Origin of the sequence: Pseudomonas sp. VI4.1 (genome assembly GCF_002029345.1) — a bacterium.
Classification (GTDB): domain Bacteria; phylum Pseudomonadota; class Gammaproteobacteria; order Pseudomonadales; family Pseudomonadaceae; genus Aquipseudomonas.
In genome coordinates this window covers 1-19,222 of the sequence record NZ_MULM01000133.1, presented here as the reverse complement: position 1 = coordinate 19,222, position 19,222 = coordinate 1, and the positions used below count along the sequence as shown (strand labels likewise).

Genomic DNA, 19,222 nt, shown 5'->3' with positions numbered 1-19,222 from the left:
ATGAGACCGAGCCATGCACAACAACAATAAAGAGCTGACCCTCAGCGCCCCGCTCAGCGGCCCGGTGCTCACGCTCGTCGATGTCCCTGACCCGGTGTTCGCCAGCGGCGCCATGGGTGACGGAATCGCCATCGATCCGCTGAACGACACCCTTCACGCCCCCTGCGCCGGCGTGGTGGTGCATGTGGCCCGTACCGGCCATGCCGTGACCCTGCGCGCCGACAATGGCGCCGAACTATTGCTTCACCTGGGCCTGGACACGGTCGAGTTGCAGGGCCAAGGCTTCTCCATGCTGGTCAAGGAAGGTGCGCGAGTCGCCAACGGCGAGCCGCTGTTGCGCTACGACCTGGACCAGGTCGCGCAGCAGTGCAAAAGCCTGGTCAGCCTGATGATCCTGACCAACAGCCAGGACTTCCAGGTGCGAGCGATCACCTTGAAGTCGGTCAAGGTGGGTGAACCGCTGCTGCACATCATTCGCCGCCACCCAATGGGTGCGCAGGCTGAAGTGGACGTGCAGGGAGAAGAAATCCATGGCCACATCCGCATCGCCCATCGCGGCGGATTGCACGCCCGGCCGGCGGCGCTGATCCGGCAGACGGCGCAAGGCTTCAAGAGTAAATCCCGACTGCATTTCGGCGGTAAATCGGCGACCTGCGACAGCTTGATCGGGCTGATGGGTCTGGCCGTCGGCGAGCACGACGAAGTTCAGGTCAGTTGTCAGGGCCCGGACGCCGAAGCGGCCGTGCAAGCGATATTGGCCGCATTGTCCACAGCGCTGGCCGAAGACAGCCATGCCATGGCGCCGACACCCATTGCCCAGCATAAACGTGCGGCAGAAGCGGGCGTGCTGCACGGCGTCTGCGCCGCGCCCGGCCTGGTCGGCGGGCCAATGTTTCGCCTGAACGCGATCAGCCTGCCGGTGGACGCCGGCAACCATGATCCCGAGCAACAACTGCAAGCCCTCGACACTGCGCGGAACCAAGTCCGCAGCGAAATCGACAGCACCCTGGCCCGGGCCAAAAAGCACAAGAACACCGCCGAGGAAGCGATCTTCGCCGCTCACCTCGCGTTGCTCGAAGACCCGGCGTTGCTCGACGCCGCCAACCGGTCCATTGACCAGGGCATGGCCGCGACCCATGCCTGGTGTCGATCGATCGACGCGCAGTGCGAGGTGCTGCAGCAACTGGGCAGCCCACTGCTGGCCGAACGCGCCAACGACCTGCGCGATCTCAAGCAACGGGTGTTGCGCGCCCTGCTCGGTGAAACCTGGCATTACGACGTGCCCGCCGGGGCTATCGTTGCTGCCCATGAACTGACCCCGTCCGATCTGTTGCAACTGAGCGCGCAAGGTGTCGCCGGGTTGTGCATGGTCGAGGGTGGCGCAACTTCCCATGTCGCGATTCTCGCTCGGGGCAAAGGCTTGCCATGCCTGGTGGCACTGGGCGCAACACTGCTGGATCAGCAACAAGGCCAGTCGGTGGTACTGGATGCCGATGGCGGGCGTCTCGAATGGATGCCCGGCAGTGCACGCTTGGCCGAGGTCCGTCAGGCGCAACTCGATCATCAACAACGTCGTGCCGCACAACAGACTCAGGCGCACACCCCGGCGCTGACCCGCGACGGCGTGCAGATCGAAGTCGCCGCCAACGTCGCCTCCAGCACTGAAGCGGCTGACGCGCTGGCCAATGGTGCCGACGGCGTAGGCCTGCTGCGTACCGAATTCCTGTTTGTGGACCGCAACACCGCACCGGACGAAGAGGAACAGCGCCTCGCCTATCAAGCCGTGCTCGATGCCATGGGCGACAAGTCGGTGATCATCCGCACCATCGACGTCGGTGGCGACAAGCAACTGGACTATCTGCCCCTTCCCGCCGAAGCGAATCCGGTGCTCGGTCTGCGCGGCATTCGCATGGCTCAAATTCGGCCGGAACTGCTGGATCAGCAACTGCGCGCTCTGCTGCATGTCTGCCCGCTGGCCCGTTGCCGGATCCTGTTGCCGATGGTCACCGAAGTCGATGAGCTGCTCCACATCCGCCAGCGCCTCGACGCTCTGTGCACTGAGCTTGAGCTCACTGAGCGCCCGGAGCTGGGGGTGATGATCGAAGTGCCGGCCGCCGCGTTGCTGGCCGAACAGCTGGCAGAGCATGCGGACTTCCTGTCCATCGGCACCAACGATTTGTCCCAGTACACCCTGGCCATGGACCGTGACCACGCCGGTCTCGCCTCGCGGGTCGATGCTTTGCACCCGGCGCTGCTACGACTGATCGCCCAGACCTGTGCCGGTGCGGCGGTGCATCACCGTTGGGTCGGGGTCTGCGGGGCGCTCGCCTCTGACCCCCTGGCGACGCCGGTACTGATCGGTCTGGGTGTCAGCGAGTTGTCGGTGAGCCCGGTGCAGATCGGTGAAATCAAGGATCGCGTCCGTCACCTCGACGCCGCCGAATGCCGACGCTTCAGCCAGGACTTGCTCAAGCTGAGCAGTGCCGCGGCCGTGCGTCGCGCCTGTCACCAGCAATGGCCTCTGAGCTGAACAACAACAATAATCCAGGGAGATCCGCCATGTACCAATACTTCATCGAAGGCCTGCAGCGCCTCGGCCGCGCACTGATGCTGCCGATTGCGATCCTGCCGATTGCCGGCCTGTTGCTGCGTCTGGGCGACACCGACCTGCTGGACATCGCGATCATCCATGACGCCGGCCAGGTCATATTCGCCAACCTGGCGATGATCTTCGCCATCGGCATCGCGGTCGGGTTCGCCAAGGACAACAACGGCACCGCAGGCCTCGCCGGCGTCATTGGCTATCTGGTGATGATCTCCACCCTCAAGGTGCTCGATGCGAGCATCAACATGGGCATGCTCGCCGGGATCGTCAGCGGCTTGATGGCCGGCGCGCTGTACAACCGCTTCAAAGACATCAAGTTGCCGGAATACCTGGCGTTCTTCGGTGGCCGGCGCTTCGTGCCGATCGTGACCGGGTTCGCCGCCGTCGGCCTGGGCGTGGTGTTCGGCCTGATCTGGCCGCCGATCCAGCACGGCATCAATGGCTTTGGCGCGCTAATGATGGAGAGCGGCAGCTTGGGTGCGTTCGTCTTCGGCGTGTTCAACCGCCTGCTGATCGTCACCGGCTTGCACCATATCCTCAACAACATGGCGTGGTTCGTCTTCGGCAACTTCACCGACCCGACCACCGGCGCCCTCGTCACCGGCGACCTGTCGCGCTACTTCGCTGGCGATCCGAAAGGCGGCCAGTTCATGACCGGCATGTTCCCGATGATGATCTTCGGCCTGCCCGCCGCCTGCCTGGCGATGTATCGCAACGCCCTGCCGGAACGGCGCAAAATCATGGGAGGGATCTTCCTGTCGATGGCGCTGACTTCGTTTCTGACCGGCGTGACCGAGCCGATCGAATTCGCCTTCATGTTCCTCGCACCACTGTTGTATTTGCTGCATGCGCTGCTGACGGGGCTGTCGATGGCCATCACCAACCTGCTGAACATCCATCTGGGGTTCACCTTCTCCGGCGGTTTCATCGACATGATTCTGGGCTGGGGGAAATCCACCAACGGCTGGCTGGTGTTGCCGGTGGGGATGGCTTATGCGGTGATCTACTATCTGGTGTTTGATTTCTGCATTCGCCGGTTCAACCTCAAGACGCCCGGCGTGAAGATGTTCCAGCGGGCGATAAAGTGGTGATCGCCGAGAGTGACCGGGCCGAGGCCTACATCAAGGCGCTGGGTGGCGCGCAGAATCTGATCACCGTTGGAGCCTGTACCACCCGGCTGCGCCTGGACATGGTGGATCGCACCAAGGCTTCGGATGTTGAGCTCAAAGCGCTGGGCGCGATGGCGGTGGTGCGTCCGGGCAAAGGCGGGAGTTTGCAAGTGGTCGTCGGGCCGATGGCGGACAGCATTGCCGATGAGATTCGCCTGGCGATGCCGGCATTGGGTCGAGCGCTGGTCTCCCCTCCTGCAGCTGTTGTCGATGCGCCGAAGCCTGCCACCGTGGCGTCAACAGAAGCGCAGCAATGGCTGAAGGCGTTGGGCGGTGGCGAAAATGTGCTGCAAATGGACTGTATCGCGATGACCCGCATTCGCCTGCAGCTGGCGGATGGCAAGGTGTTGTCGGAATGCGATTTGAAAGCGTTGGGTTGCCAGGGTGTCAGCCAGTTGGACGGTGGCGTGTGGCATCTGCTGATTGGCGACAAGGCGCCAAGTTTGAGTGATGCCCTGCAAGCGTTGGTCAATCGCAGTGAAGTGAGTGCCAAGGTTTAGATCCTCGGTGCCTGGTAGGCCGCTATGAGGCCATAAGCAACACCACAAAAAACCGATCAACAAAAAACCCGCTGAAATCACTTTCAGCGGGTTTCTTGTTTCAGCAGCCGGAAGATCAGAAATCCTCCAACCGCCACACCTCATAAGCCGGCGTTTCATAGGGGTGGCTGAGTTTCAACGCAGCCACCACAGCCACGATCAACTCATCCGCCACCACCAGCTCGACCTTCCATTCCTCAACCTGCTCGACCTGTCCCGCTTCCCCAATAAACGGCTGACTGCCATCCAATGGTCGAAACTGGCCCAGGCCCAGCACTTGCCAGGCGCAATGGTCATAAGCACCGATCCGTCCGCCACCGGCGGCGAATACGGCGCTCTTGACCCCTTCGACATGACTGTCGGGAACAAAGAAGCCGAGTTTGTACACGGCGCTTAGTTCACCCAGACGCGGGCATTACGGAACATGCGCATCCACGGTGCATCTTCGTTCCAGTCTTCCGAACGCCACGAGTTCTGCACGGCGCGGAACACCCGCTCCGGGTGCGGCATCATGATCGTGACGCGACCGTCGCGGCTGGTCAGCCCGGTGATCCCGCGCGGCGAGCCGTTCGGGTTGGCCGGGTAGCTTTCGGTGACCTTGCCGTGGTTGTCGACGAAACGCATCGCCACGCAACCCGACAGATCGGCTTCCAGCAACGCTTCTTCGCTGGCGAACTCGGCATGACCTTCACCGTGAGCGATGGCGATCGGCATGCGCGAACCGGCCATGCCTTGCAGGAAGATCGAATTCGACTCCTGGACCTGAACCATCGCCACACGCGCTTCGAACTGCTCGGAACGGTTACGCACGAAGTGCGGCCAGAACTCGCTGCCCGGGATCAGCTCGTGCAGGTTGGACATCATCTGGCAACCGTTGCACACACCGAGGGTGAAGCTGTCGTTACGTTCGAAGAAACCCTGGAACGCATCGCGGGCGCGGCTGTTGAACAGCGCGGACTTGGCCCAGCCTTCGCCGGCACCCAGTACGTCGCCGTAGGAGAAACCACCGCAAGCGACCAGCCCCTTGAACTCGTTCAGGTCGACACGGCCGGCCAGAATGTCGCTCATGTGCACGTCGATCGCGTTGAAACCGGCGCGGTCGAACGCTGCCGCCATTTCCACCTGACCGTTGACGCCCTGCTCACGCAGCACGGCAACCTGTGGCCGGATGTTTTTCTTGATGTAAGGCGCGGCGACGTCCTGGTTGACGTCGTAGCTCAGCTTGACGCTCAGGCCCGGGTTGTCTTCTTCCAGCAGCACGTCGAACTCTTGTTCGGCGCAGTCGGCGTTATCACGCAGACGCTGGATCTGGTAGCTGGTTTCAGCCCACTGACGTTGCAGCAGACGACGCTGACCTTCGAACACGGTTTCGCCGTTGAAGGTGATGTTGATCTGGCCGTTGTTCATCGGCTGACCGATCACCGACACGCACTCGCCCAAACCGGCAGCACTGAACTGCGCGAGGATGTCTGGAGTAGCGTCCTGGCGAACCTGGATCACCGCACCCAGCTCTTCGTTGAACAGGATCGCGGCGATGTCGGCGGACGTTTCTGCCAGACCGTCGAGGTTCAGGCTCAGACCGCAGTGGCCGGCGAACGCCATTTCCACCACGCTGGTCAGCAGGCCGCCGTCGGAACGGTCGTGGTAAGCCAGCAGGTGGCCATCGGCGTTGAGGCCCTGGATCACCGCAAAGAAGGCTTTGAGGTCTTCGGCATCATCGACGTCCGGCGCTTGCGAGCCGAGCTTGCCGTGAACCTGGGCCAGGATCGAGGCGCCCATGCGGTTCTGGCCACGACCCAGGTCGATCAGGATCAGGTCGGTGGTGCCCTTGTCCATGCGCAGTTCCGGCGTCAGGGTCTGACGGATGTCAGCCACGGGCGCGAAACCGGTCACGATCAGCGACATCGGCGAGGTCACGGTCTTGTCGACGCCGTCGTCGTTCCAGCGGGTGGCCATGGACATGGAGTCCTTGCCCACCGGAATGGTGATACCCAGGTCCGGGCACAGTTCCATACCGACCGCTTTCACGGTGTCGTACAGACGCGCGTCTTCACCCGGGTGACCGGCGGCGGACATCCAGTTCGCCGACAATTTGATGTCGGAGATCTTGTTGATGCGCGACGCGGCAATGTTGGTCAGGGTTTCGCCGATGGCCATGCGGCCCGACGCCGGAGCGTCCAGCAGGGCCAGCGGAGTGCGCTCGCCCATGGCCATGGCTTCGCCGGTGTAGACGTCGAAGCTGGTGGCGGTGACGGCAACGTCGGCCACCGGGACTTGCCACGGGCCGACCATTTGGTCACGGGCCACGAGGCCGGTGATGGTGCGGTCGCCGATGGTGATCAGGAAGCTTTTGCTCGCCACGGCCGGGTGATGCAGGACGCGCTCGACGCAGTCTGCGATCTCCAGGGTCGACGGATCGAAATCGTCGCCCAGCTCGTTTTCGCGAACGGCCGAACGGTGCATGCGTGGCGCTTTGCCCAGCAGCACTTCGAGTGGCATGTCCACCGGGCTGTTGCCGAAGTGACTATCCGTGACTGTAAGCTGCGGCTCGGCAGTGGCTTCGCCTACCACGGCAAACGGGCAACGCTCGCGTTCGCAGATCGCCTGGAAGCGTTCGAAGTCCGCAGGTCCCACCGCCAGAACGTAACGTTCCTGGGATTCGTTGCTCCAGATTTCGTGCGGGGCCATGCCCGGCTCGTCGTTTGGAATGTTGCGCAGTTCGAAGCGACCGCCACGGTTGCCGTCGTTGACCAGTTCCGGGAAGGCGTTGGACAGACCGCCCGCGCCGACGTCATGGATGAAGCTGATCGGGTTCTTGTCACCCAGTTGCCAGCAGCGGTCGATGACTTCCTGGCAGCGACGTTCCATCTCAGGGTTTTCACGCTGAACCGATGCGAAGTCCAGGTCTGCCGAGCTGGTGCCGGTGGCCATGGAGGAAGCGGCACCGCCGCCCAGGCCGATCAACATTGCCGGGCCGCCGAGCACGATCAGCTTGGAGCCGACGGTGATCTCGCCTTTCTGCACATGTTCGGCACGGATGTTACCCATGCCGCCAGCCAGCATGATCGGCTTGTGGTAACCGCGAACTTCGTCGCCACGCGGGGTGGTGATCGACTGTTCGAAGGTACGGAAGTAGCCGGTCAGGGCCGGACGACCGAATTCGTTGTTGAACGCGGCGCCGCCCAGCGGGCCTTCGATCATGATGTCCAGCGCGGTAACGATGCGCTCAGGCTTGCCATACGGCACTTCCCACGGCTGTTCGAAGCCCGGGATCTGCAGGTTGGACACGGTGAAGCCGGTCAGGCCAGCCTTTGGCTTGGCACCACGACCGGTTGCGCCTTCGTCGCGAATCTCGCCACCGGAACCGGTGGAAGCGCCCGGGAACGGGGCAATCGCGGTCGGGTGGTTGTGGGTTTCGACTTTCATCAGGATGTGCACCGGTTCCTGCACCGCGCCGTACTGGCGGGTTTCAGGGTCCGGGAAGAAACGGCCGGCAACGTTGCCGACGATCACCGAGGCGTTGTCCTTGTAAGCCGACAGCACGCCTTCGCTGTGCATCACGTAGGTGTTCTTGATCATGCCGAACAGGCTTTTTTCCTGGCTCTGGCCGTCGATGTCCCAACTGGCGTTGAAGATCTTGTGACGGCAGTGCTCGGAGTTCGCCTGGGCGAACATCATCAGTTCGATGTCGTGCGGGTTGCGCTTCAAGCCGACGAAGGCATTGACCAGGTAGTCGATCTCGTCATCGGCCAGGGCCAGGCCCAGCTCGGTGTTGGCTGTTTCCAGTGCGGCGCGGCCGCCACCCAGCACGTCGATCGCGGTCAGCGGTTTCGGCTCGGCATGGCGGAACAGGCCGGCAGCCTGTTCAAGGTTGCCGAGGACGATCTGGGTCATGCGGTCATGCAGCACGTCAGCGATCAGCTGAGCCTGGGCGTCGCTGAACTGGCCGGCGACGTAGAACGCGATACCGCGCTCCAGGCGCTGGATCTTGCTCAGGCCGCAGTTGCGAGCGATGTCGCTGGCTTTACTGGACCATGGCGAAATGGTGCCGAAACGCGGCAACACCAGGAACAGACGACCGGTCGGCTCTTGTACCGGAACAGTTGGGCCGTACTTCAGAAGGCGCGCGAGCACCTGCTGTTCGTCGCCGGTCAGGACGCCGGTAACTTCGGCGAAGTGAGCGAATTCAGCATACAAGCCGCTGACAGCCGGGACCTTCTGGCTCAGTTGCTCAAGGAGTTTGCTGTGGCGAAAGGCAGAAAGGGCAGGAGCGCCGCGCAGGATCAACATCTTCGGGACAGCCTCGGGAAGGGGTGTGCTTTGAGGCCGTGCATTCTAGCCTAAACAGGCCGCGACATCACTCGAAACGGTACTCACGGCTGCACCCGAACGTCGGAGCGCCCGCGCGGTGCCGTGACCCGGGCTCTCGGGGAGGCGCGCCAGGGGTTATTTTTTGTGTCATTAAGTGCCGTAAAAGCCCGTTCCTGCGGGCGCCGGGCGTGTTTTTAGCCCTCTAACAGACAAGCCGCTCGCTGTCGAGATATGGCGCTCGTGGTCCTTTGCGTATACTGCGCAGATGTTTTCCCCAACGGCTTTGCGTCCGCGGTTCGCCAAATGGCTGATCGCAACCGGACTCTTCCTGATGCTCAGTGGGTGTGTTGATAAACCCAACACACTGGAGCGCGTAAAGGAGGATGGCGTGCTGCGGGTGGTTACCCGAAACAGCCCTGCCACCTACTTTCAGGATCGCAACGGTGAAACCGGCTTCGAATACGAGCTGGTGAAGCGCTTCGCCGACGATCTGGGGGTCGAACTCAAGATTGAAACCGCCGACAACCTCGACGACCTGTTCAACCAGGTGGGCAAGCCCAACGGCCCGGTGCTGGCTGCCGCCGGCCTGGTCGCCAGCGAGCAGCGCAAGAAGCAAGTGCGGTTTTCCCACTCCTATCTGGAAGTCACCCCTCAGATCATCTATCGCAACGGCCAATCGCGGCCAACCGATGCGAAAGATCTGGTGGGCAAGAAGATCATGGTGCTCAAGGGCAGCACCCACGCCGAGCAGCTGGCGGAACTGAAAAAGAAATATCCCGCCATTGAATACGAAGAGTCCGACGCCGTTGAAGTCGTCGACCTGCTGCGCATGGTGGATGAAGATCAGATCGACCTGACCCTGGTCGACTCCAACGAAGTCGCGATGAACCAGGTCTACTTCCCCAACGTGCGAGTGGCCTTCGATCTCGGCAATGCCAGCAACCAGAGCTGGGCCGTAGCGCCTGGCGACGACAACAGCCTGCTGAACGAGATCAACAGCTACCTCGACAAGGTGAAGAAGAACGGCACCCTGCAACGTCTCAAGGACCGCTATTACGGGCACGTCGATGTGCTCGGCTATGTGGGCGCCTACACCTTCGCCCAGCACTTGCAGCAACGGCTGCCCAAGTACGAGAAGCACTTCAAGGCGTACGCCAAGGAAGAGAAAGTCGATTGGCGCCTGTTGGCCGCGGTCGGTTATCAGGAATCCCTGTGGCAAGCGGCCGTCACCTCCAAGACCGGTGTGCGCGGGCTGATGATGCTGACCCAGAACACCGCCCAGGCCATGGGCGTATCCAATCGCCTCGACCCCAAGCAGAGCATCATGGGCGGCGCCAAGTACCTGGCCTACGTGAAGGAACAGCTGGACGACTCGATTCAGGAACCGGATCGCACCTGGTTTGCCCTGGCGGCCTACAACGTTGGCGGCGGTCACCTGGATGACGCGCGCAAACTGGCGGCCAAGGAAGGGCTCAACCCGGACAAGTGGCTGGACGTGAAGAAAATCCTGCCGCGGCTGTCCGAGAAGAAGTGGTACAGCAAAACCCGTTACGGCTACGCCCGGGGTGGCGAGCCGGTGCACTTTGTGGCGAACATCCGTCGCTACTACGACATCCTGACCTGGGTCACGCAGCCGCAACTTGAAGGCGACCAGGTCGCCGAGGGCAGTCTGCATGTACCGGGGGTCGACAAGACCAAGCCGAACCAGGAAACCCCGCCGCTCTGATTCTGTGTTGCTTTTGAAGACGCCTTCGCTGGCAAGCCAGCGCCTACAGGTGCGCGTCAAACGACAATTATGTGTCCGACACGAACCTGTAGGAGCTGGCTTGCCAGCGAAAGCAGCGCCGCGGTCTTAGCCCTTCAATGCAGCGGCCAGGATCAGCGCCTTCATCTCGGACACCGCCGACTTGAACCCGACAAACAACGCATGGGCCACCAGCGCATGGCCGATGTTCAGCTCGTTGATGCCCTTGATCGCGGCGACCGCTTCGACGTTGTGATAGTGCAGGCCGTGGCCGGCGTTGACGATCAAACCCTGCGCCAGGCCAAACGCCACGCCATCGGCGACGCGCTTCAATTCTTCAGCCACTTGCGTCGGCGTCTCGGCATCCGCATAACGACCGGTGTGCAGTTCGATGGCTGGCGCGCCAACACGACGGGACGCTGCGATCTGCCGCTCGTCCGCATCGATGAACAGCGACACTTCACAGCCGATCTGCGCCAGGCGATCCACCGCCGCCTTGATCCGCGCTTCCTGCCCCGCTACGTCGAGGCCACCTTCGGTGGTCAGTTCCTGGCGGGTTTCCGGGACCAGGCAAATGTGCGCCGGGCGGATGCGCTCGGCGAAGGCCATCATTTCCTCGGTGACGCCCATCTCGAAGTTCATGCGGGTTTGCAGCACGTCCTTGAGCAGCAGCACGTCGCGCTCCTGGATGTGCCGGCGATCTTCACGCAGGTGCACGGTAATGCCATCAGCGCCCGCCTCTTCGGCGTCGAGTGCTGCCTTGACCGGATCCGGGTAACGAGTGCCCCGGGCCTGGCGCAGGGTGGCAACGTGGTCGATGTTAACGCCAAGAAGAATGCGATTGCTGGTGGTCACGGAAGCGCTCCTGAAGAAGGGAAAGTTCGGTGCACAGCATACACGGGGAGCCAGGGTCTGTTGACGTTTGGTGGTGGTCGCGACGAGCGTCGTCGCGGTCACCATCAAGCGTCAACGGACCCTATGGCTTGCGAAACAACTCGCGACTGACCAGCGGGCGACCGCCCAGGTGTACGGCCAGCGCCTGGCGCATCAAGCGCTTAGCGGCAGACAGTGCGCCGGGCGCGGACCAGTCGGCGTCGGCCATGGCCAGCAGTTCGGTACCGTTGAACAGACCGGGTTGCAGCAGGTAGACCCGCTCCAGGCCGGCATCGACCTGCAAGCGGTACAGACCGTCCGGCGCGATGGGTTCGCCGTGGATGTCGGCGGTCAAGGCGAAGCCGTAACCCAAGTCATCCAGCAGCCGCCATTCGAAGGATCGCAGCAGCGGCTCCAGCGGACGGCCTTCAGCCAGGGCGAGCAACGTGGCGGCATAGTGATCGAAGACAGCGGGATGCGGGTCTTCGGCGGGCAACAGGCGGATCAACAGTTCGTTGAGGTAGAGGCCACTGAACAGCGCCTCACCGTTGAGCCAGGTGGAAACGCCGGCACTTTCCATGCGCCCGACGTTCTTCAGCTCCCCCCTCCCCCTGAATTCGACTTCCAGTGGCACGAACGGCCGCGCCAGCGTCCCCGCCTTGCCCCGCGCACTGCGCAACACCGCCCGCAGCCGACCCTGTGGCGTGAGGAAATCCACCAATGCGCTGTTTTCGCGGTAGGCGCGGGAGTGGAGGACGAAGGCGAGTTGGCCGGTAGGTGGGGTTTGGGACATGGGTTCTCGCCGAACTGTAGGAGCGAGCTTGCTCGCGATGGTGGATAACGATGACGCGGGCCTTCTGAATGAACGCGGCGCTCTCAAGTCCATCGCGAGCAAGCTCGCTCCTACAAGGGGTCCTGCGGTGTGTTACAGGTCGCCGTAACCCAGCGAACGCAAGGCGCGTTCGTCGTCGGACCAGCCGCCTTTCACTTTGACCCACAGGTTGAGCATGATCTTGGAGTCGAACAGCAGCTCCATGTCCTTGCGCGCCTCGGTGCCGATGCGCTTGATGCGCTCGCCCTTGTCGCCAATGATGATTTTCTTCTGGCCGTCACGTTCGACGAGGATCAACGCATGGATGTGCAGGGTTTTCCCCTGCTGCTTGAACTCTTCGATTTCCACGGTGATCTGGTACGGCAGCTCGGCGCCCAACTGGCGCATGATTTTCTCGCGCACCAGCTCGGCGGCAAGGAAGCGGCTGCTGCGGTCGGTGATCTGGTCTTCGGGGAAGAAGTGATCGTTTTCCGGCAGGTAACCGGCAATCACCCGCTCCAGCGCTTCGAGGTTGTGCCCGTGCTGGGCCGAGATCGGCATGATCTGCGCGTTCGGCAGCTGTTCCTGCAACCAGGTCAGGTGCGGCATCAGCTCGGATTTGTCTTCGATGCGATCGGTCTTGTTCAACGCGACGATCAGCGGGCCGGTGACGTACTGGACGCGCTCGAGGACCATCTGGTCTTCGTCGGTCCACTTGGTGCGGTCAACCACGAAGATCACCACGTCGACGTCTTTCAACGCCGCCGAAGCGGTTTTGTTCATGTAGCGGTTCAGCGCCTTCTCGCCACCTTTGTGCATGCCCGGGGTGTCGACGTAGATCGCCTGAACGGCGCCTTCGGTCTTGATGCCGAGCATGTTGTGGCGGGTGGTCTGCGGCTTGCGCGACGTGATCGCGAGTTTCTGGCCGAGGATGTGGTTCAGCAGCGTGGACTTGCCCACGTTGGGACGGCCGACGATGGCAACATAGCCACAGCGTGTTGCGGTTGAATCAGTCATTGCCATTCTCCACACCCAGGGCAATCAGTGCTGCGGCGGCCGCTACCTGTTCGGCAATACGACGACTCACACCCTGACCTCGGCTTTTTTCGTTCAGTAAGGTGATTTCACATTCGACGAAGAACGTCCGGCAATGCGGCTCACCCTGGATATCCACCACTTCGTAACGCGGCAGCTCACAACCCCGCGACTGCAGGAATTCCTGCAGACGGGTTTTCGGATCTTTGTTGGTATCGACCAGCGTCAGGCCTTCGAACTCTCCGGCCAGCCAGGCCAGCACGCGCTCGCGTGCCATGTCCATGCCGGCGTCCAGGTAGATCGCACCGATCAGCGCTTCCAGGGCATCGGCCAGAATCGACTCGCGACGGAAGCCGCCACTCTTCAACTCGCCGGAACCCAGACGCAGGTAATCACCCAGATCGAAACCACGGGCCAGCACGGCCAGGGTCTCACCTTTCACCAGGCGGGCACGCAAACGTGACAACTGGCCTTCGCGAGCCAGCGGGAAGCGATCGAACAGCGCCTCGCCGGCGACGAAGTTAAGGATGGCATCACCGAGGAATTCCAGGCGTTCATTGTTGCGCCCGGCAAAACTGCGGTGAGTCAGGGCCAGGACCATCAGTTCCTGATCCTTGAAAGTGTAGCCGAGCTGACGCTCTAGACGGCTTAAGGAGACGCTCACGGTTTACCCACGCTGAGTTCGTGGCTGGATTCCACCGCCATCGCCGTGGTGCGGCGCAGGCTTGGGACAATTAACGCTGTGTTCAAAAATTACGTCCTGAATATCATTGTTTCATGCTTCTGGCGCCGATTGTGCCGACTCCAGAAATGCATTCGGCGCTGTGTTCAACAGCGCCGTGAGTGATTACTTGATCAGGCCAACCCGCGAGAAATTCGGCAGGTGACTGAGTTTGGGTTCTGGCCAGCTCATCCAGACTGCGAAGGCCTTGCCGACGATATTCTTGTCGGGAACCATGCCCAGCAGGTCCTTGGGAATGCTCGGATCATCCCAGAAGCGACTGTCGTTCGAATTGTCCCGGTTGTCGCCCATCATGAAGTAGTGCCCGGCGGGCACGGTCCACGAATGGTCCGGCGCGGCGCGGTAGCGGCTCATCTCCTTACGGATCAGGTGCTCGGCAATGCCGAGTTTCTCCTTGTAGAGTTCGGCGCTGCCCAGCGTGCCCGGCTCGGAGCCGACCAGTTGTTCGGCAATGGACTCACCGTTGACGAACAGACGCTTGTCGGCGGTATAGCGAATCTGGTCACCCGGCAGGCCCACGACTCGCTTGATGTAGTTGACGTTCGGGTCGCTCGGGTAGCGGAACACCATCACATCGCCGCGTTGCGGATCACCCACTGCGATGACTTTCCTGTCGAGCACCGGCAGGCGGATCCCGTAGGAAAACTTGTTCACCAGAATGAAGTCGCCAACGTCCAGGGTCGGCTTCATCGAGCCGGAAGGAATCTGGAACGGTTCCACCAGGAACGAACGCAGGACCAGCACGATGAACAACACCGGGAAGAACGACTTGCCGTATTCGACCAGCAGCGGCTCTTTGTTCAGTTTCTCGACCACCATCCCGTCAGGCTGGCTGACGCTGCCCTGATAGGAGGCAATGGCCGCACGCCGACGCGGCGCCAGGAAAACCAGATCGAGCAACGCCAACAGGCCGCAGACGAACACGGCGATGACCAGCAACAGCGGGAAATTTAGTGACATAGGACCTAACTATCCAACCTGAGCACTGCAAGGAAGGCTTCTTGTGGAATTTCCACGTTGCCGACTTGCTTCATGCGTTTTTTACCGGCCTTCTGCTTCTCCAGCAGTTTTTTCTTACGGCTAACGTCACCGCCGTAGCATTTGGCCAATACGTTCTTTCTGAGTGCCTTGACCGAAGTCCGCGCGATGATCTGCCCGCCAATGGCGGCCTGGATCGCGACGTCGAACATCTGGCGCGGAATCAGTTCTTTCATCTTCTCGGTCAACTGGCGACCTTTGTAGTGCGCGTTATCCTTGTGCACGATCAACGCCAGGGCGTCGACCTTGTCACCGTTGATCAGCACATCCAGTTTCACCAGATTAGCCGATTGATAACGATCGAAATGGTAGTCCAGCGAAGCATAGCCGCGGCTGGTGGATTTCAGACGATCGAAGAAGTCGAGCACCACTTCGTTCATCGGCAAATCGTAGCTCACCTGGACCTGGGTACCGAGGAACAGCATGTCGTGTTGTACGCCACGCTTTTCGATGCACAGGGTAATGACGTTGCCCAGGTGCTCTTGCGGCACAAGAATGTTGGCCCGCACGATCGGCTCACGCATGTCTTCGATCGAGGACAGGTCCGGCAGCTTCGACGGGTTGTCGACGTAAATCGTTTCACCGGTTTTCAGCAACAGCTCGAAAATTACCGTCGGCGCCGTGGTGATCAGGTCCAGGTCGTACTCGCGCTCCAGGCGCTCCTGGATGATTTCCATGTGCAGCATGCCGAGGAACCCGCAACGGAAGCCGAAGCCCAGGGCATCGGAGCTTTCCGGGGTGTACTGCAGGGACGAGTCGTTGAGCGTGAGCTTTTGCAGGGCTTCACGGAAATCTTCGAAGTCGTCGGAGCTGACCGGGAACAGACCGGCATAAACCTGCGGCTGGATGCGTTTGAAGCCGGGCAGCACGTCAACGTCGGGGGTGGAGCTCAAGGTCAGGGTGTCACCGACCGGCGCACCGTGAATGTCCTTGATGCCGGCGATGATGAAGCCCACTTCGCCAGCCTTCAGGTCAACGGTGGCGGTGTGTTTCGGGTTGAACACACCGACGCTGTCCACCAGGTGGATCTTGCCGGTGGATTTGACGAGGATCTTGTCGCCCTTCTTCACACGGCCGTGACGCACGCGTACCAGGGACACAACGCCCAGGTAGTTGTCGAACCAGGAATCGATGATCAACGCCTGCAGCGGATCTTCGTAGTTGCCGGTCGGCGCGGGAATGGTGTGAACCAGACGCTCGAGCACTTCGTCGACGCCCAGGCCGGTCTTGGCAGAGCACTCGACCGCATCGGTGGCGTCGATGCCGATGATCTTCTCGATTTCGTCCTTGACGCGGTCCGGATCGGCCTGCGGCAGGTCGATCTTGTTCAGGACCGGCATGACTTCCAGGCCCTGCTCGATCGCCGTATAGCAGTTGGCAACCGACTGCGCTTCAACACCCTGGCCGGCATCGACCACCAGCAACGCACCTTCGCACGCCGCCAGCGAGCGGCTGACTTCATAGGTGAAGTCGACGTGGCCCGGGGTATCAATGAAGTTCAGCTGATATTTGATGCCATCGCGAGCGGTGTAATACAGGGTGACGCTGTGGGCCTTGATGGTGATCCCGCGTTCACGTTCCAGGTCCATGGAGTCCAGCACCTGGGCTTCCATTTCGCGCTCGGCAAGGCCGCCGCACATCTGGATGAAGCGATCGGCCAGCGTCGACTTGCCATGGTCAATGTGGGCGATGATGGAGAAATTGCGGATATGACTCAAATCACTCACGGATCAACACTCAAAAAGGCTGCAGGCATAGCCCGCCGAAAAATAGCCGGGAATTGTACCTGATCCACGGCCCAAGCGTCACGTTTACAGGTCAGACGGCACGTACAAAAACGCCCCGGTCTTGCGACAGGGGCGTTTTTTTATCATCGACTGGAGCCGCAAATACCCGGGATCAACCGGCCCGGCGCAGCATCCAGAGCCCGGCCAGGGCACAGATACTGGCCGGCAACAGCACCGCCAGGAGTGGCGGAAAACCGAACACCAGGCTCGAAGGCCCCAGCAGATCCTGGACGATGCGGAAGGTAAAGCCCACCAGCACCCCCGTGAACACCCGCTGGCCGAGGGTCACCGAACGCAACGGACCGAAGATGAAGGAAATCGCCATCAGCACCAGGGCAGCGGTGACCAGCGGCTGCAACACCTTGACCCAAAATGCCAGCCAATAACGACCATTGCTCAGGCCCTGGTCGGCCAGGTAGTGGATGTAACCCCACAGGCCGGTGATCGACAGCGAATCGGGGGACATCACCACCGTACTGAGCAATTGCGGGCTCAGCGCCACATCCCAGCGCTCGACCGGGGCCGTCACCACTTCCGTGCTTTTTTCATGGAATACCGTGGTCGTGACTTCGCTCAACTGCCAGTGGTCCTTGTCGAATTCCGCGCGCTTGGCGAAGCTCGAAGACAGCATGTGGCGTTGATCATCGAAGCGATAGCGGGTCACGCCATACAGCAGGCCGTTGGGCTGCACCGAGTTGACATGGATGAACTCGTCACCCTGGCGGTGCCACAGGCCGTGCTTGGCGCTTTGCGCATCGCCGCTGCCCTGGGCCAGGGAGCGATTGGCCTGGGCAGTGACTTCCGTCGCCGGGGCGACGTACTCGCCAATCAGCAGCCCCACGACCATCAGCACCAGCATCGGCTTCATGACCGCCCAGACGATCCGTCCGACCGATACACCCGCTGCGCGCATGATGGTCAGCTCGCTGTGACTGGCCAGGCTGCCGAGGCCGATCAGGCACCCGATCAGCGCCGCCATCGGCAACATGTCATAGAGACGGCGCGGCGCGGTGAGCAGGACGTAGCTCAACACATCGACCAGGGTGTAGGTATCGCTGACGTCGCTCATCTCGTCGATAAAGGCAAACAGCGTCGCCAGACCGAGAATGATCCCCAGTACCGCCAGGATCGCCATGAACACACTGCTGCCGATGTAGCGATCGAGTTTAACCACGGGCCACCTCCAGCGCGCTGCGGCGACTCGCCATTTTCAAGCGCAGTGGTTCCCAATAGAGCAGGCCCAGGCCGATGACCAGGAAGATCCCATGCACCCACCACAACCCCAGTGCCGGCGGGATCTTGCCCTTCTCGAGGGCGCCGCGGGCGGCAATCAGGATCGTCAGGTAAGCCATATAGAGAAGAATCGCCGGCAAAAGCTTGAGGAAACGGCCCTGGCGCGGATTGACCCGCGACAACGGCACCGCCATCAGGGTCACGATGAACACCAGCAACGGCAAGGACAGGCGCCACTGCAATTCGGTGCGGGAGCGGATGTCGTCACTGCCCAGCAGCGAACTGGTGGTCATCGCGTCACGGTCGGTGACTTCATCGCTGACGTCCGGCTTAGGTAGCAATACGCCATACTCGTCATATTTGATCGCCCGGTAGTCGGCCTGACCCGGGTTACCGTCATAGCGATAACCGTTCTCGAGAATCAGGTAGCGGTTGCCGTCGGCGCGAATTTCCTGGCGCCCCTTCTCGGCCACCAGCACGGAAATCCCGCGATCCTTCTTGTCGTCCGAGGAGATGTTCTTCTGCGAAATGAACACGCCGCCAAGGTTGACGCGGTTATCCGACAACGTTTCGGTGTAGGTCACCCGCGTTCCGTCGCGCAGCGCCTGGAAACGGCCAGGCTCAAGGGTGTCGAACTCGGTCAGGGCATCCTGCTTGTTCAACAGCAACTGGAACTGATTGGCCCCTTGCGGCGCCAGGCTCAGGCTGAGCCACGCCACCACCAATGCAACCAGGGTGGCGGGGAACAACGTCATTGCCAACAGTCGCTGCTGGCTCATGCCGGTGGCCGACAGCACGGTCATTTCGCTTTCAAGGTACAAACGGCCGTAGGCCAGCAGAATCCCGAGAAACAGGCCCAACGGCAGAATCAACTGCAAGAAACCCGGCAGGCGAAAGCCCATGATCAGAAACAGCGAGCCCGGATCCAGCAGACCGGCAGCCGCCTGGGCGAGGTACTTGATGAAGCGTCCACTCATGATGATGACCAGCAGCACCGCACTGACGGCGCTCAAGGTCAACAGGACTTCTCGGGACAGATAACGAAAGACAATCAAACCAGACACTCCAGGGTTGTCAGGCTAAGGCGGCCAAACAAGCAAACGTATCAGACGGCCCGCAGGGCAGAGCCGCCGAAAAAGTTGGCGCATTATCCTGTGATTGGGTGCGCCTGTCACTGCGCAATGGTGCGGGGTGCGTGTGGGAGATTCTATGTTGCAGGGGAACCCTGCAACCTTAAATTCGGCTGGTATTCGCTTTGGTTTTTCATGAGTGCGAATGCCACCCGGCACAGCTTGCGGGCGAGGATGACCAGGGCTTGGGTTTTTGCCAAGCCTC

12 protein-coding genes and 2 pseudogenes are annotated in these 19,222 nt (G+C 61.4%); 3 read left to right on the top strand and 11 right to left on the bottom strand.

All coding sequences use genetic code 11. From position 1 onward, the window contains the following. The first annotated feature begins 13 nt into the window (after nt 1-13). Nucleotides 14-2,530, top strand: coding sequence for a phosphoenolpyruvate--protein phosphotransferase (gene ptsP / locus BZ163_RS10310; protein ID WP_128870821.1), 2,517 nt, complete (start codon nt 14-16; stop codon nt 2,528-2,530). A gap of 29 nt (nt 2,531-2,559) precedes the next feature. Then, nucleotides 2,560-4,274 (top strand): annotated as a pseudogene (nagE, locus tag BZ163_RS10305) (N-acetylglucosamine-specific PTS transporter subunit IIBC). 115 nt (nt 4,275-4,389) lie between these two features. On the opposite strand, the gene BZ163_RS10300 reads toward nagE, so the two are convergent. Both BZ163_RS10300 and purL read right to left on the bottom strand, forming a co-directional pair. Next, the gene (locus BZ163_RS10300) at nt 4,390-4,701 is read right to left on the bottom strand and encodes a YqfO family protein (RefSeq protein ID WP_128870820.1); all 312 of its coding nucleotides are present in this window, start codon (nt 4,699-4,701) and stop codon (nt 4,390-4,392) included. A gap of 5 nt (nt 4,702-4,706) precedes the next feature. Next, nucleotides 4,707-8,603 carry a phosphoribosylformylglycinamidine synthase gene (gene purL, locus BZ163_RS10295; protein WP_128870819.1) on the bottom strand — a complete coding sequence of 1,299 codons (3,897 nt, stop codon included), beginning with the start codon at nt 8,601-8,603 and terminating at the stop codon, nt 4,707-4,709. 286 nt (nt 8,604-8,889) lie between these two features. Here purL and mltF point away from each other — a divergent pair, with 286 nt between their 5' ends. Beyond that, a complete protein-coding gene (gene mltF / locus BZ163_RS10290; RefSeq protein WP_128870818.1) occupies nt 8,890-10,350 on the top strand; it encodes a membrane-bound lytic murein transglycosylase MltF in 1,461 nt (486 codons plus the stop codon). 126 nt (nt 10,351-10,476) lie between these two features. Here the strand turns inward: mltF and pdxJ are convergent, their stop codons facing one another. From pdxJ to BZ163_RS35515, 9 genes and pseudogenes are all read right to left on the bottom strand, one after another. Next, nucleotides 10,477-11,223: a pyridoxine 5'-phosphate synthase gene (gene pdxJ / locus BZ163_RS10285; protein ID WP_128870817.1), complete on the bottom strand. Its 747-nt coding sequence runs from the start codon at nt 11,221-11,223 to the stop codon at nt 10,477-10,479. 121 nt (nt 11,224-11,344) lie between these two features. Continuing rightward, nucleotides 11,345-12,034, bottom strand: a complete 690-nt coding sequence (recO, locus tag BZ163_RS10280; RefSeq protein ID WP_128870816.1) for a DNA repair protein RecO — start codon at nt 12,032-12,034, stop codon at nt 11,345-11,347. A 132-nt stretch (nt 12,035-12,166) separates the two neighbouring features. After that, a complete protein-coding gene (era, locus tag BZ163_RS10275; RefSeq protein ID WP_128870815.1) occupies nt 12,167-13,069 on the bottom strand; it encodes a GTPase Era in 903 nt (300 codons plus the stop codon). After that, a complete protein-coding gene (rnc, locus tag BZ163_RS10270; RefSeq protein ID WP_027924885.1) occupies nt 13,062-13,751 on the bottom strand; it encodes a ribonuclease III in 690 nt (229 codons plus the stop codon). Before rnc ends, era begins: the two co-directional genes overlap by 8 nt. Nucleotides 13,752-13,934: 183 nt before the next feature. Then, nucleotides 13,935-14,789 (bottom strand): signal peptidase I, encoded by an 855-nt coding sequence (lepB, locus tag BZ163_RS10265; protein ID WP_128870814.1) that lies wholly within the window; start codon nt 14,787-14,789, stop codon nt 13,935-13,937. A 5-nt stretch (nt 14,790-14,794) separates the two neighbouring features. Next, nucleotides 14,795-16,594, bottom strand: a complete 1,800-nt coding sequence (gene lepA, locus BZ163_RS10260) for a translation elongation factor 4 (RefSeq protein WP_128870813.1) — start codon at nt 16,592-16,594, stop codon at nt 14,795-14,797. A 172-nt stretch (nt 16,595-16,766) separates the two neighbouring features. Then, the gene (gene lptG, locus BZ163_RS10255) at nt 16,767-17,828 is read right to left on the bottom strand and encodes an LPS export ABC transporter permease LptG (protein ID WP_128870812.1); all 1,062 of its coding nucleotides are present in this window, start codon (nt 17,826-17,828) and stop codon (nt 16,767-16,769) included. After that, nucleotides 17,821-18,942: an LPS export ABC transporter permease LptF gene (gene lptF, locus BZ163_RS10250; RefSeq protein WP_128870811.1), complete on the bottom strand. Its 1,122-nt coding sequence runs from the start codon at nt 18,940-18,942 to the stop codon at nt 17,821-17,823. The genes lptG and lptF overlap by 8 nt, the downstream gene beginning before the upstream one ends. Nucleotides 18,943-19,094: 152 nt before the next feature. Continuing rightward, nucleotides 19,095-19,222, bottom strand: a pseudogene (locus BZ163_RS35515) (IS110 family transposase); the annotation flags it as partial.